This window comes from Terrabacter terrae (assembly GCF_039529575.1).
GTDB lineage: Bacteria > Actinomycetota > Actinomycetes > Actinomycetales > Dermatophilaceae > Terrabacter > Terrabacter terrae.
The window spans coordinates 175560-189588 of the sequence record NZ_BAAANB010000003.1; the positions used below are offsets into that span (position 1 = coordinate 175560).

Annotated in this window: 15 protein-coding genes, 1 tRNA gene and 1 riboswitch; of the genes, 3 read left to right on the forward strand and 13 right to left on the reverse strand. The window is 71.7% G+C overall.

The genetic code is table 11. The features are described from left to right. Window positions 1-155: 155 nt before the first annotated feature. From ABD194_RS06150 to ABD194_RS06165, 4 genes are all read right to left on the reverse strand, one after another. Window positions 156-767, reverse strand: coding sequence for a hypothetical protein (locus ABD194_RS06150; protein ID WP_343989098.1), 612 nt, complete (start codon window positions 765-767; stop codon window positions 156-158). A gap of 83 nt (window positions 768-850) precedes the next feature. Continuing rightward, window positions 851-2038, reverse strand: a complete 1188-nt coding sequence (locus ABD194_RS06155) for a neutral zinc metallopeptidase (RefSeq protein WP_343989100.1) — start codon at window positions 2036-2038, stop codon at window positions 851-853. Between the two features lie 168 nt (window positions 2039-2206). Next, window positions 2207-2539: a DMT family transporter gene (locus ABD194_RS06160; protein WP_343989638.1), complete on the reverse strand. Its 333-nt coding sequence runs from the start codon at window positions 2537-2539 to the stop codon at window positions 2207-2209. Next, window positions 2539-2853: a DMT family transporter gene (locus tag ABD194_RS06165; RefSeq protein ID WP_343989102.1), complete on the reverse strand. Its 315-nt coding sequence runs from the start codon at window positions 2851-2853 to the stop codon at window positions 2539-2541. Before ABD194_RS06165 ends, ABD194_RS06160 begins: the two co-directional genes overlap by 1 nt. A gap of 10 nt (window positions 2854-2863) precedes the next feature. Then, a riboswitch (guanidine-III (ykkC-III) riboswitch) is annotated at window positions 2864-2928 on the reverse strand. A gap of 125 nt (window positions 2929-3053) precedes the next feature. On the opposite strand from ABD194_RS06165, the gene ABD194_RS06170 reads away from it, so the two are divergent. Further along, a complete protein-coding gene (locus tag ABD194_RS06170; RefSeq protein ID WP_343989104.1) occupies window positions 3054-5231 on the forward strand; it encodes an amylo-alpha-1,6-glucosidase in 2178 nt (725 codons plus the stop codon). 107 nt (window positions 5232-5338) lie between these two features. After that, a complete protein-coding gene (locus ABD194_RS06175) occupies window positions 5339-6493 on the forward strand; it encodes a glycosyltransferase family 4 protein (RefSeq protein ID WP_343989106.1) in 1155 nt (384 codons plus the stop codon). Between the two features lie 62 nt (window positions 6494-6555). Here ABD194_RS06175 and ABD194_RS06180 read toward each other — a convergent pair. From ABD194_RS06180 to ABD194_RS06200, 5 genes are all read right to left on the reverse strand, one after another. After that, window positions 6556-6628, reverse strand: a tRNA-Ala gene (locus ABD194_RS06180). 83 nt (window positions 6629-6711) lie between these two features. Next, window positions 6712-7362: a histidine phosphatase family protein gene (locus ABD194_RS06185; protein ID WP_343989108.1), complete on the reverse strand. Its 651-nt coding sequence runs from the start codon at window positions 7360-7362 to the stop codon at window positions 6712-6714. A gap of 28 nt (window positions 7363-7390) precedes the next feature. Next, window positions 7391-7798 carry a ribosome silencing factor gene (gene rsfS / locus ABD194_RS06190; RefSeq protein WP_343989110.1) on the reverse strand — a complete coding sequence of 136 codons (408 nt, stop codon included), beginning with the start codon at window positions 7796-7798 and terminating at the stop codon, window positions 7391-7393. 8 nt (window positions 7799-7806) lie between these two features. Then, window positions 7807-8466, reverse strand: a complete 660-nt coding sequence (gene nadD, locus ABD194_RS06195; protein WP_343989640.1) for a nicotinate-nucleotide adenylyltransferase — start codon at window positions 8464-8466, stop codon at window positions 7807-7809. A 17-nt stretch (window positions 8467-8483) separates the two neighbouring features. After that, entirely contained in the window at window positions 8484-8735 is a 252-nt protein-coding gene (locus tag ABD194_RS06200) for a hypothetical protein (RefSeq protein ID WP_343989112.1), read from the reverse strand. A 168-nt stretch (window positions 8736-8903) separates the two neighbouring features. On the opposite strand from ABD194_RS06200, the gene ABD194_RS06205 reads away from it, so the two are divergent. Then, a complete protein-coding gene (locus tag ABD194_RS06205) occupies window positions 8904-9977 on the forward strand; it encodes a glycosyltransferase family 2 protein (protein ID WP_343989114.1) in 1074 nt (357 codons plus the stop codon). 118 nt (window positions 9978-10095) lie between these two features. Here the strand turns inward: ABD194_RS06205 and ABD194_RS06210 are convergent, their stop codons facing one another. From ABD194_RS06210 to ABD194_RS06225, 4 genes are all read right to left on the reverse strand, one after another. Continuing rightward, window positions 10096-10797 (reverse strand): class I SAM-dependent methyltransferase, encoded by a 702-nt coding sequence (locus ABD194_RS06210; protein ID WP_343989116.1) that lies wholly within the window; start codon window positions 10795-10797, stop codon window positions 10096-10098. A gap of 46 nt (window positions 10798-10843) precedes the next feature. Beyond that, entirely contained in the window at window positions 10844-12127 is a 1284-nt protein-coding gene (locus ABD194_RS06215) for a glutamate-5-semialdehyde dehydrogenase (RefSeq protein WP_343989118.1), read from the reverse strand. Between the two features lie 60 nt (window positions 12128-12187). Then, a complete protein-coding gene (locus ABD194_RS06220) occupies window positions 12188-13207 on the reverse strand; it encodes a 1-aminocyclopropane-1-carboxylate deaminase (RefSeq protein WP_343989120.1) in 1020 nt (339 codons plus the stop codon). A gap of 72 nt (window positions 13208-13279) precedes the next feature. Further along, window positions 13280-13948 (reverse strand): GntR family transcriptional regulator, encoded by a 669-nt coding sequence (locus tag ABD194_RS06225; RefSeq protein ID WP_343989122.1) that lies wholly within the window; start codon window positions 13946-13948, stop codon window positions 13280-13282. Window positions 13949-14029: the final 81 nt, after the last annotated feature.

Genomic DNA, 14029 nt, shown 5'->3' on the forward strand with positions numbered 1-14029 from the left:
GCTCCTTCACGGGCCGCCGTGCGGCGGGCCCACACGGCTCCCTACCTCCAGCGTAGGCACCGGCTCCCCCGCCGGCGCCGAAGGGTGCGCCGGATCACGAGACCTGCCGCGGCCGTGCCGGGACGTGCCGTATGCCGGGCGCAGACCTCAACGGGTCAGAGGACGTACGCGTCGCCCGACCGACGGAAGCCGAGCTTCTCGTAGTACGGCTCGACCATGGCGGGCGGGGTGAGGACCCGGCGGAAGCCGCGGGACCGGAACGGGCCGGCCGGACCGAAGATGAACTCCCCCGGCGTCAGGTCGCGATGGCGAGGCGTCACCCAGTCGAGCAGCAGCTGCGCGGTGCCGTGCCCGAGGTCGCGCATGAGGACCACGCCGACGGTCTCGTCGCCCCGCAGCACGAGGTAGGACAGGGCGCCGGCGAACGGGTCGTGGACGAACTGCGGGTTGTAGCGCCGGATGTCGCTCTCATGCACGCGGAGCACGTGCCGCAGGTACGTGTCGTCGCCGGCGACCTCGAGCACCTCGTAGGCGCCGGCGTCGTGCTTCTCCCGGGCCATCCGGACGAGGTGGAAGACGTTGATCCCCGCGAGCACGACATTGAGCCCCACCATGGGCCACACGTGGATGACGGCGTTGTAGGCGACGAGCACGACGCAGCCGAGGAGGTTGAACAGCCGAAGCCGGTGCAGCTGCGTCTGCAGCAGCGACCACACCAGCACCGCGGAGCCGGCCCAGCCGATCGCCTCGAGCCACCAGCTACCCATGACCGCGACCCTAGCGCTCGGACGCGGTCCAGCCGGCCGGATGGAGGTGGTCGCCGCCGCGGCGACCACCTCCATCGGGGCTGTCAGGCGTCGGGTGCGACGAACTGCGGCAGGTTCGACTCGAACTGTGAGTCGAGCGTCAGCGACGGCAGGACCTGGCCCTGCTTCTGTGCCTCTGCCGCGACCGAGGCGCCCCAGGTGGAGGCACGCAGCCGCTGGTTGGGGGTGCCGTGGTGACCCTCGCTCGTGAAGCTGCAGTCGCCGACCTGGTAGAAGGACTGCTCCGCCTCGAGCACCCGGGCGGTGTTGAGGGCGAGCCCGCGCTTGTGCGTGACGAAGTACGTGCCGAACGCGTCGGCCATGAGCTCGGTGCGACGCGTCGCCTCCGGACCGGTCAGCGGCGAGGCGAACAGGTGCTTGTCGTACTGCACGTGGTGGCCGTACTCGTGGCCGATGACGGCGCGGGGACCGACGTCGCCGACCCCGATGGCGCCCAGGGCGTCGAGCATGCCGTCGCCGAAGACGAGCTTGTCGGGCAGGGAAGCGACCATCGGGTCGGGGTCCCCCTCGCCGCTGAAGGCGAAGGCGTTGAGGGTGAAGATCGGGTTGTCACCGCCCGAGAGCCCCGGGTCGCTCGCCACGGCCTGGCTGAGGATGGCGGCGAGCTGCGCGGCCTGGGCGTCGGGCAGCCCGTAGACGACGCGGTAGACCCTGGCGATCCGAGCCGGGTCGCGCAGGACGTCGCCGTGCATGGCCATGAGCGAGATGTCGGAGCCGTCGGTGTCCCAGAACTTCTGGGCGGCACGGAAGGCGGTCGTCAGCTCGTTGCGCGAAGCCTTCGTCAGTGCGTAGTGCGGGTCGGCGCTGGAGCCGAAGACCAGCGTGTCGTACGTCGGCATGTCGAGACCGCCCAGCGAGATCACGAGCGAGAGCGTCGACCGGTCGACGTGCGCGAGGATGCCGTCGACGTAGGCGTCGAGTCGGGTCGGGGCGCACTGGTACTGCGTCGGGTCGATGGCTCGGCCGAGGGCCTCCTGGGCGGCGGACGGCTCGATGCCGAACCGCTTCCCGGCCGCGGCGCGGCGGACGTCCCAGTCCGAGGGCAGGTGGGCGCGGGCTGCGGCGAGCAGCGCACCGGAGTCGGTGGCCGAGGCCGTCTGGGACGAGGCTGCCGAGGTGACGGGCGCCGCGGAGGCGGCGACCGCTCCGGTTGCTCCCGAGATGGCCAGCGACGCGACGAGCGCGATCGTCCCGGTCGTGGTCCTGCGCACGTGGTGCTCCTTCGTGTTCGTGCCCCGCGACCGAGTGCCGTGGGCGAGCCCATCATCACCGGCACCGGTGACAATGACACCCCGAACGGGAAAACCGCCCGTATCCGGACACCTCCGGCGGGCCATCCGTACCTCTGCCGGAGGACCCCGGGAGCTGCGGCAGCGCGGTCACCATGCGTGGCGCTCCTCGCCGACCAGCTTGAGGCCGATGACGGACCCGACGATCCCGGTGAGCAGCAGAACCTTGGCGACGGAGAACCCCTCCGCGCCCGTCGTCATCGCCCACGCCACCGTCAGCGCGGCTCCGAGGCCGGTCCACACGGCATACGCGGTCCCGATGGGGATCGAGCGCACGGCGTGCGCCAGTCCGATCATGCTCACGGTGCCGGCCACGAGGAAGACCACGGCGGGGAACGGGCGCGACAGGCCCTCGGAGGCAGCCAGCGCCGAGGCCCACACCGCCTCCAGGACGGCGCTGCCGAGCAGCACCACCCACGGCATCACGCCACCGCCTTGAGGCCGGCGACGCACCCGACGAGCACGAGCAGCAGCACGGCGCGCGCGGCATCGAGTCGCTCCTCCCGGCGAAGGACGGCGAGCAGGACGGTGCCGACCGCGCCGATGCCCACCCAGACGGCATACGCCGTGCCGGCGGGGAGCGCGGTCATCGCCCACGCCAGCCCGGCCATGCTGAGTGCGAGCGACACGGCGAACACGAGGGTCGGCCGGGGCCGACGGAAGCGGTCAGAGGCGGCCAGGGCCGTCGCCCAGACGGCCTCCATGGCGCCCGAGAGGACGAGGACGAGCCAGTGCACGACAGTTCCGATCTGGCCGTCTTGTCGCGAGGCGGGTACGGCTCCCTCGTCCGCGGGCGCCTGCTGGTGCGCCCTGGAGCAGCCTACCGGCGCCGGGTAGCGCTCAGGGTCACGCTCCCGGTCACAGGCCGGGTCACTGGAAGGGCACGGTGCTGTGCTCGTTCTTGACAGTACGGCCGGTTGCGGCGTCGGCTTGAGTCATGAGCGAGGGCTGGGCGTTCACGGGCGGACCACCGAGCGCCGGCATCGTGTCCCAGGTGTCCCTCGTCGAAGGGCGTTCCTTCTGCGTCTCGGGCTCCTCCGGCGACATCGGGGCCGGCGCGGGCCAGGGGCTGGTGGTCAAGGACACCCGGTTCCTCGACCACCTCGAGCTGCGCGTGGACGGCGAGTCGCTCGAGCCCATGGCGGTGCAGTCGCTCGGCCCGCACGCCGCCACCTTCGTCACCCGCCGTCCACCCCGGCACGGGCTGGCAGACAGCACGCTGCTCGTCGTGCGCCGTCGCTACGTGGGCGGCGGGATGGTCGAGGACATCACGCTGGAGAACCTCAGCAGCGACGCCGTGGACGTGACGCTCACCCTGACCGCCGACACCGACTTCGCGGGCCTCTTCGACGTCAAGGAGGGCCATCTCGACCGCCTGCGCGCCCAGGACATCACGGTCAGCATGGACCAGACGGCCCTGCGACTGCACGTCGAGGGAGCAGACCCGCGGGGCCTCGAGATCAGCGGCACGGGCGCCTACACCGTCTTCCAGCACGGCATGGTGTGGCGCCTGTCCCTCGCCGCGAGGGGCACGACGACCGTCACGGTCCGCGTGGTCCCGTCCTTCCGCAACATCCCCCTGCCGACCCCCTACCACCACGGCGTGGCTCGCCTCGAGAGCGAACCGGCCAAGGAGCACCGTCGCTGGCGTGAGCGCAGCCCCGTGGTGCGCTCCGGCGATCCCCGGCTCGACGCCCTCGTCGTCAACAGCACGGGCGACCTGGCCGGTCTGCGGATCGAGGACCCGAAGCACCCGAGACGAGTACTCCTCGCGGCCGGCGCCCCGTGGTTCATGACGGTCTTCGGCCGGGACTCGCTCCTGACCAGCTGGATGCTGCTGCCCCTCGACCCGCGGGTGGCGCGCAGCACCCTGGAGGTCCTGGCGCAGGACCAGGGACGGCTCGTCGACCCCCGCACCGAGGAGGAGCCGGGGCGCATCCTGCACGAGGTGCGCTCGGGCCTCACCGAGGAGCCGGGTGGCGAGGAGGACACCGTCTACTACGGCACCGTCGACGCCACTCCCCTCTTCGTGATGCTCGCCGGTGAGCTGCTGCGCTGGGGCGGCCCCGAGACGGACATGAGGGCGCTGCGTCGCCACGTGGACCGGGCCCTGAGCTGGATCGAGGACTACGGCGACGCGGACGGCGACGGCTTCGTCGAGTACGAACGTGCCACCGACCGGGGCCTGGTCAACCAGGGCTGGAAGGACTCCTTCGACGGGATCACCTTCGACTCGGGTGCGATCGCCGAGACTCCGCTGGCGCTGGCCGAGGTGCAGGGTTACGTCTACGCGGCGCTGGTCGCCGGGGCCCGGATCGCCGACACCGCCCGCGACGGGGAACGGGCGCGCGAGCTTCGGTCGCGGGCAGCGGACCTCAAGCGCCGCTTCAACGACCGTTTCTGGCTGCCCGACCGGGGCCACTACGCCCTCGCCCTCGACGCCGACAAGCGGCCGGTCGACTCGCTCGCCTCCAACATGGGGCACTGCCTGTGGACCGGCATCGTCGACGAGGAGCACGCGGGCCAGACCGCGTCAGCACTGATGTCCCCGGAGATGTTCAGCGGCTTCGGCATCCGGAGCCTGTCGTCCAAGGCGGGGGCCTACAACCCGATGAGCTACCACAACGGTTCGGTGTGGCCTCACGACAACGCCATCGTCGCCGCAGGCCTGCGACGCTACGGTTTCGCCTCCGAGGCCAACCGGGTGGCCCTCGCACTGCTCGATGCCGCCGACAGCTTCGAGGGACACCTCCCGGAGCTGTTCTGCGGTTTCGGCCGAGACGAGTTCGAGGTCCCCGTGCCCTACCCGACGTCGTGCTCACCGCAGGCGTGGGCGGCCGCGGCTCCGCTCCTGCTGCTGCGCACCCTCCTCGGGCTGGAGGTCGACGCGCCGGCCGGCGTCGTGCACGTGGACCCCAAGGTGCCCGAGTCGCTGCTGCCGCTCTCGGTCGAGCAGCTCCACGTGGGTGGCCAGCTCCTCGGCGTCCAGGTCGAGCAGGCGGGCTGGCGCACAACGGGCCTCACGCCACCGCTGCGCGTCGAGCCGGGGGTGAGCGGGCCGACGACGGAGGGCCTGCAGCCCGCGGCAATGTGGCCGGAGGCCGCGAAGCGCTGACCCCGCACCGAGTGCGGGAGGTCACGGGCCGTATGCGGCCGGTTCGCCGCCCGGCACGACCCTCCCGTGGTGATACTGGAGTGTCGGGGGCGGATCAGGAAGTCGCGGTGGAGCGGCTCCTGGGGGTGATGAAGCTGTCGACGCGAGTCGTGTCCGGAGGGACACACCACCCGATGATGCGGCCCCGAGTGCTTCGCATCGCGATGGTGGCACCGCCGTACTACACCGTGCCTCCTGACGGCTACGGCGGCATCGAGGCGGTCGTCGCCGGCCTCGTCGACCGGCTCGTCGCACGCGGGCACCAGGTGACGCTGTTCGCGGCCGGTGCTCGCGGCACGGGGGCGCAGGAGTTCGTCCGCACGAGCGAGCGCACGATGTCCGGCCGGCTGGGCGAGGCGATCCCGGAGGTGGTCAACGCGGCCCGGGTCTTCGGCCAGCTGCGCTCGCGCCCGGTGGACATCGTGCACGACCACACCATTGCCGGCGCACTGACGGCGAGCGGGCGGGCGGCCCCCACGCTCGTCACCGTGCACGGCTCCGCGGCGGAGCTGGCGGACGTCTACCGCCCGCTCGGGCGCACGGTCTCGCTGGTGGCGATCTCTCACGCACAGCGTGCCAGCGAGCCGGGCCTCAACTGGGTGGCGACGGTCCACAACGGCATCGACGTGCGCAGCTTCCCGTACCGCTCGCACAAGGACGACTACGTCCTGTTCATCGGAAGGTTCCACCCGCAGAAGGCACCGCACCTGGCCATCGACGCCGCGCGACGGGCCGGGGTCCGCATCATCCTCGCCGGCAAGTGCACCGAGCCGGTCGAGCACGAGTACTACCGCACGAAGGTGGCGCCCCTGCTCGGCCGGGACGCCGTAGACGTCGGCATCGCGGACGGCGCCCTCAAGCGTCGGTTGCTCGCGGGGGCGCGCTGCCTGCTCTTCCCGATCTGCTGGGCGGAGCCGTTCGGCCTCGTCATGGTCGAGGCCATGGCTTGCGGCACGCCGGTGGTGGCCCTGTCCGCGGGGTCGGCGCGGGAGGTGGTGGCGCAAGCACGCACCGGCTTCGTCGTCGAGCGGCCGGAGCAGCTGGCTCGTGCCATCACCGACTGCGAGCGGCTGGAGCCGTCGGACTGTCGTCGACTCGTCAGCGAGCGGTTCAGCCTCGACGCCATGGCCGCGGCCTACGAGCGCACCTACCGTCGGGTGCTCGAGCACCCGCTGGCGCAGCGGCCGGGCGGCCGGCTGCCGCAGGCACGTGCCGGGGGCTGAGCTCGCGAGCTGCGACGAGAGAAGGACCGGACACGAGTCGTGTCCGGTCCTTCTGGTGTCGGTGGAGCTGAGGGGACTCGAACCCCTGACCCCCTGCATGCCATGCAGGTGCGCTACCAGCTGCGCCACAGCCCCTTGCGGGTGTCACCTCCTCGAAGCGACTGCGTAACCATAGCCGGTCCGCCGCCGAGAGCCAAAATCGGGGCGGCCCTGCGGCGTCAGACGTTCCACGGCCCGAGGTTCCACCCTCCGATGCGCCAGCGGACGACCTCGGAGAAGCTCTTCCGGCTCTCGACGAGCTCGATCCAGTGGCAGTTGCCCAGGCCTCGGAACACCGCGTCGGAGACGTCCTGGTCGAGTCCCACCAGGTCGGTGGCCGCCACGCGCGCGGAGACCCCGTGGGCCACGACGACGGCCGTCTGCCCCGGCCGGAGCTCGCCGGCGACGTCGCGCAGGGCGGCGCCCGCTCGCTCGGCCACCTGGGCACGGCTCTCACCCGTGACGCCCCGCGGGACGTCCTCGCCGCGGTCGAGGGCAGCGACGAGGTCCGGGTAGCGCCTGCGCACGTCGTCGGCGTGCAGGCCCTGCCACTCGCCCACGTGCACCTCACGCAGGCGCTCGTCGAGCCGCACGGTCAGCCCCGTCAGACCGGCGATGGCCTCGGCAGTCGTGGCAGCACGCTGCAGGTCGCTGGAGACGATGAGCGCCGGCTCGTAGGCCGCCAGGTGGGGCGCGGCGGCCGCGACCTGCTCGTGGCCGCGCGCCGACAGCTCGGTGTCCTTGTGGCCCTGCCAGACCCGGGCCGCGTTGTCGACCGTCTCGGCATGGCGCACGAGCACGATGCGGCGAGGCCCACCGGACCCGGTCACGCGCACCGGCCCGTGGGCCCGGACGCGCTCACGCCTCGGTGACCTCGGAGTCGTCCACGCCCGGACGCGCCGGGACGGTGACGCCGGTCAGGTCGACCTCCGGGCAGTCCTTCCAGAGGCGCTCCAGGGCGTAGTACTCGCGCTCCTCCTCGTGCTGGACGTGCACGATGATGTCGCCGAAGTCGATGAGCACCCAACGTCCCTCGCGCTCGCCCTCGCGGCGGACGGGCTTGCTGCCCAGTTCACGGAGTCGGTCCTCGACCTCGTCGACGATGGCGCCGACCTGCCGCTCCGATGGGGCGGAGGCGATGACGAAGACGTCGGTGAGTGGCATCTGGTCGCTCACGTCGATGGCGAGCACCTTCTCGGCGAGCTTCTCCTCGGCTGCCAGGGCGGCCACCTTCGCGAGCTGGATCGAATGGTCTGCTGCGGTCACGGATCTCCTTAAGACGAAAGACTGCGGGCGCCGTCGCTGCGTGCGTCGTCGGGACGCGCGCCTGCCGCGTCCTTCGCGGGGTGCACAGGGACCGGGGTCGCCTGCGGGTCGGCGTAGAGGTGGTACTTGTTGATGTACTGGACGACGCCGTCCGGCACGAGGTACCAGACCGGCTCCCCGCCCGCCACGCGCGCCCGGCAGTCGGTGGAGCTGATCGCCATGGCGGGCACCTCCTGCAGCGTCACGCGGTCCTCGGGAAGGCCCTTGTCGGAGAGCTCGTGCCCGGGGCGCGTGACACCGATGAAGTGCGCCAGCTGGAACAGGTGCTCGACGTCCTTCCAGGAGAGGATCTCGGCGAGGGCGTCGGCACCGGTGATGAAGAACAGCTCGTCGTCGGGTCGCTCGTCCCGGATGTCACGCAGGGTGTCGATGGTGAACGTGGGTCCGGGCCGGTCGATGTCGACCCTGCTGACGGTGAACCGCGGGTTGGAGGCCGTCGCGATGACGGTCATGAGGTAGCGGTCCTCCGCCGAGGAGACGTGGCGGTCGGCCTTCTGCCACGGCTGGCCCGTGGGGACGAAGACGACCTCGTCGAGGCCGAAGCGGGCCTGGACCTCACTGGCCGCCACCAGGTGCCCGTGGTGGATCGGGTCGAAGGTCCCGCCCATGACGCCGAGGCGCATGGTCAGTGGTGCGCTCCGCCGGAACCGCTCGTGCCTTCGCGGGTGACCCCCTGGGAGCCCTGGTGCGCGGCCTCGGCCGGCCGCGTCGGGCGCGGCGCCTGCACCTTGTACGCGGTGTTGCGGAAGCTCCACGTCACGGCGAGCGCCACGAGGAAGAGCGCGAAGGTGATGAGGAAGTAGGCGATCACCGGCATGGGAAGCTCGCGTGCGGCTTCCTCCCCCTGCGTGACGAGTGCGACGGCGCGATCAGACATGCCGCCAGCCTAGCGCCCACGCGGCGCGACGCACGCAGCGCGTGTCCGCGGGGTCCCACGCCTGCCCTGCAGTGGTGTGCCCCATGCGGCGCACCCTACCGGCGACGTCACAGACAGCGCTCAGCGCAGCGGCAGGTGCCCTCCACCGGGGGCAGTAACCTTGGACGCATGGTTCCTGAGTTGTCCGTGGTGATCCCGATGTTCAACGAGGAGGAGGTCCTGCCGCTGCTCGTGCAGCGCCTGCGCCCGATCCTCGACGGGATGAACGTCCCCTACGAGGTCGTCGCCGTCGACGACGGCAGCAAGGACCTGACGGCCGTGCTTCTCCAGCGCTACCACCGCGAGTGGCCGAACCTGCGAGTCCTGCGCCTGCGCGCCAACGCCGGCCACCAGGCCGCGATCTCCGCCGGCCTCGCCAGCGCACTCGGGGACTACGTCGTGACGATCGACGCGGACCTGCAGGACCCGCCGGAGATCATCCCCCAGATGCTGGCCGCCGCCAAGGACGACGGCGTCGACGTCGTCTACGGCGTGCGCAACGACCGCTCCACCGACACCTGGTTCAAGCGCGCCTCCGCGCAGGCCTTCTACAAGCTCATCGGCCTCATGTCGCAGACCTCCGCCCACGCCGACGCCGGTGACTACCGCCTCATGTCCCGTGCCACGGTCGACGCCATCAACAGCCTCCCCGAGCACAACCGGGTGCTGCGCTTCATCGTGCCGGCCCTCAACTTCCCGTCCGACACGGTCGAGTACAAGCGTGAGGAGCGGGCCGCCGGAGACTCGAAGTACCCGCTCATGAAGATGGTCAAGCTGTCGCTCGACTCGCTGACCGGCTTCTCCACGGCCCCGCTGCGCCTGGCGACGTTCGCCGGCTTCGGCGGCGCAGTGCTGGCCGTGCTGCTCGTGCTCTACACCCTCATCTCGCGCTCGCAGGGTCACACCGTCGCCGGTTGGACCTCGACCGTGGCCATCGTCGCCGGCGTCGGAGCGGTCCAGCTGGTGTGCGTCGGCATCCTCGGCGAGTACATCGGCCGGATGTACGGCCACATGCAGGGCCGCCCCACCTACTTCATCGCCTACGACTCGATGACCGCGCAGGGCGCTGACCACGGGCCGACCGACACGCCGCTGCCGGCCTCGCCGCACCCCGAGACGATCCAGGCCACCGACGAGGCGCCCGACGCAGCCACCCACGCCGCCCGCGTCACCAGCCCACAGCCGAGCCGGCTGCGAGGCTGACGCCGAGCCGTGTCGACCGGGGCGGGAGACCGGACCGAGCCCGATCGAGCCTGATCGAGACGGAGCCGGGTGTGACGTCGGGCCGGCTCTCACCGGCTCGGTCACACCCAGATGCGGCTCACGCCTGGCGGCGCGGTCGAGCCGTGACGAGCAGGCTGACGCCCGGGAGGCTGCTGACCGGCAGGTAGCGCTCGGCCGTGATGACGGTGCGCAGTCCGAAGTTGACGGCGGGGTGCACGTTCTCCAGGTCCGAGCCGGAGCTGCGACGACGGTGCATCGCGACGACCGGACGCAGCAGCACGTTCCACGACCGCACGTCGGCGACCTCGAAGCCGCCGCGTTGCAGCAGGTCCACCAGTCCCGCGCGGGTGTAGCGGCGCACGTGGTCGACGGCCTCGTCGTGACTCGACCAGAGCCGGGGATCGGCCGGGACGGCCACGAGGTAGGTGCCGGTCGGCTTGAGCACGCGTCGCACCTCCGCGACCGCGGTGTCGTCGTCGGGCAGGTGCTCGAGCAAGTCGAAGGCGACGACGAGGTCGAGGGCGTCGTCGGAGAACGGCAGACGCGTCGCGTCGGCGCGCACCGTCGCCAGCCCGCGCTCGTGGGCGACCTCCGCGCCGTCCTGGCCGTACTCGAGCGCGACTGCGTCCCAACCGTGCTCGCGCAGGACCCGGGTGTTACCCCCGCCCGCGGCGCCGATGTCCAACGCGTGACCGGGCGTCAGGTCCGCTATCGCCTTGGCGAGGAGGTGGCGCCGCTCGCGGTACCACCAGTGGTCGTCCTCCAGCTGCGCGAGCTTGCGGACCTCAGTGCCTTCCATGGTGCGCCATCATGCCATCCGGCAGGGCGGGCGCAGCACACGGTCGTCAGCGGGTGTGTCCGTCACCCTCCACGACCCACTTCGTGGTCGTCAGCTCCGGCAGCGCCATGGGTCCGCGGGCGTGCAGCTTCTGGGTCGAGATGCCGATCTCGGCGCCGAACCCGAACTCGCCGCCGTCGGTGAAGCGGGTGCTGGCGTTGACCATGACCACGGCGGCGTCGACCTCGGCGGTGAACCGGCGGGCGGCCCCGCGGTCCTCCGTCACGATCGCCTCGGTGTGCCCGGTGCCGTACTTCCGGATGCGCTCCATCGCCTCGTCGACGTCGTCCACGACGGCGACGCTCAGCTCCAGTCCGTGCCACTCGGTGCCGAAGTCCTCCTCGCTCGCGAGCTCGTATGCCGCCCCCGCCGCCTCGGCGTACTCGGTGACCTCGGGTGCCACGTGCAGTCGCACACCGGCCCCTGCCAGGTCCGTCAGCACCTTCGGGAGGAAGTCGGCGGCGACGTCGCGGTGCACGAGGAGTGACTCGGCGGCGTTGCAGACGCTCGGCCGCTGGGTCTTGGCGTTGACCGTGACCGCCTGTGCCTTGTCGAGGTCCGCCGCGCGGTCGACGTAGACGTGGCACACTCCGACGCCGGTCTCGATGACGGGAACGGTGGACTCACGCACCACCGTCTGGATCAGGTCGGCGCCGCCCCGGGGGATGACGAGGTCGACGTGGCCGCGGGCGGTCATCAGCGCGCGGGCAGCGTCTCTGCCACCCTCCTCGAGGAGCGTGATGGCATCGGCCGGCAGCCCCTGCGCCGCGAGCGACTCGCGCAGCACGGTGACCAGCGCGTGGTTGCTGCTGGCCGCCGCCGACCCTCCGCGCAGCAGCACCGCGTTGCCCGACTTGAGGGCGAGGCCCGCCGCGTCGACCGTGACGTTCGGGCGCGCCTCGTAGATCATCCCGATGACGCCCATGGGCACGCGTACCTGCCGGATCTGCAGGCCGTTGGCCAGGGTCGACCCGCGCACGATCTCGCCGACGGGGTCAGGCAGTGCCGCGACGTCGCGCAGCGCCTGCGCGACGGCCGCCACCCGGGTCTCGTCGAGGCGCAGCCGGTCCTGCAGGCTCGCGCTCATGCCGGCGGCCCTGCCGCGCTCGAGGTCCTCGGCGTTGGCCTCGACGACGGCGGTGGCGGCGGCGTCCACGGCGTCGGCCAGCAGGAGCAGGGCTGCGTCCTTCTCGGCGCGCGACATCAGGGCGAGGTGGCGCGAGGCCGTCCGCGCGCGTCGGGCCAGTGCCGTCACCTGCTCGACGACGGTGGGGTCGATCGTCTGGGACATGCCTCCAGCCTAGGTTGCGGACGGCCGTTCCGATCCGCGGCTTCCGGGTCCTGGTCCGGCTCAGGCGAAGACGCCGCTGTAGGCGTTGAGGGCGGGCTGGCCACCGAGGTGGGCGTAGAGGACCGTCGAGTCCTTGGGGATGGCGCCGGAGCCGACCAGCTCGACGAGTCCGGCCATCGACTTCCCTTCGTAGACGGGGTCCAGGATCATCCCCTCGAGGCGGCCGGAGAGCCGGATCGCCTCGACCGTCGACGCGACAGGCACTCCGTAGAGGTCGCCGGCCCAGCCCTCGAGGACCGTGATCTCCTCGTCGCGCAGCTCGCGCTCCAGGCCGATGAGCGCGGCCGTGTTCCGGGCGATGCGTCCGACCTGGCCCCTCGTCTTGTCGATCGTCGCCGACGCGTCGATGCCGATCACCCGGCGGGGGCGACCACCGGCGTCCTCGAGGGCGGCGAACCCGGCGATCATCCCGGCATGCGTCGACCCGGTCACGGTGCACACGACGATGGTGTCGAAGAAGACGCCGAGGGCCCGCTCCTGCTCGGCCACCTCGTAGGCCCAGCTCGCGAAGCCGAGGCCGCCCAGACGGTGCTCGGAGGCGCCCGCGGGGATGGCGTACGGCCGCCCTCCCGCAGCCTCCACCTCGGCGATGGCTTCCTCCCACGAGGGGCGAAGGCCGATGTCGAAGCCGTTCGGGTCGAGCCGCACGTCGGCGCCCATGATGCGCGACAGCAGGATGTTGCCGACCGTGTCGTTGACCGGGTCGTCCCAGTCGACCCACTTCTCCTGCACCAGGCGGCACTTCAGGCCGAGCTTCGCAGCAACTGCCGCGACCTGGCGGGTGTGGTTGCTCTGGTACCCGCCGATGGACACCAGCGTGTCCGCGCCGCTGGCGAGTACGTCGGGGACGATGTACTCCAGCTTGCGGGTCTTGTTGCCGCCGAATGCGAGACCGCTGTTCACGTCCTCTCGCTTGGCCCAGACATCCGCACCACCCAGGTGCTCGGTGAGCCGGTCGAGCCGGTGCACCGGGCTCGGGCCGAAGGTCAGCGGGTATCGCTCGAAGTCGTGAATCGACATGGTGGATCTCCTTGCGGGGCAGACATGGTCGGGCTCGGATGAGGATGTGGTGCCTGAGCAGCAGAGGCTTCTTCAGTCGCTCTCGGACTCGAGGGTCTCGATGAGTGGCCGCAACGTCTGCCAGGTCTCGTGGGCGACGTCTGCGGCGGCCGCGGGGTCACCCGCCGCGCACAGCTCGACGATGCGCTCGTGCAGCGCGACCGATGCGCGGCCTGACAGGGAGCTGAAGCGGAGCCGTTCGAGTCGGCGCAGAACCGGTGTGAACTGGTCGAGGACGCTCTCGATCGCGGCGTTGGCAGCAGCGCGGACGGCGACGGCGTGGAACGCGTCGTCGGCCGCCACGGCCGCCTCGGGGTCGTCACGACGCAAGGCGTCGGCGAACCGCTCGTTCGCGGACCGCATGGCATCGAGGTCGGCCGGGCCCAGCTGGGGCACCGCCTGCTCGACCGCGAGGCGGTGCATGGAGGCGACGACGGCCTGCGCGTCGCGGATCGCCCGTGCGTCCAGAGTGGCGACCGTGGTCGACCGGCCGGGCGCTGCGTGCACGAGACCTGCCTGCGCGAGCCGGAGCAGGGCCTCGCGCACGGGCGTGCGGCTCACGCCGAGCCACGCCGCGAGCTCCTGGTCACGGAGCCGCTCTCCCGGTGCCAACGTGCCGGCGACGATGGCGTCGCGCAGTCGCAGGTGCACGTCGTCGCGCAGCAGGGGGCGCGGCGCGAGCGACTCGAGAGGGACCGGCATGCAATATATTGCACATCGAATGCGTCGCCGCCGTCAACACCCCGCAGGTGATTCGCAGCGTGGCGACCCGGTCTGGACGCA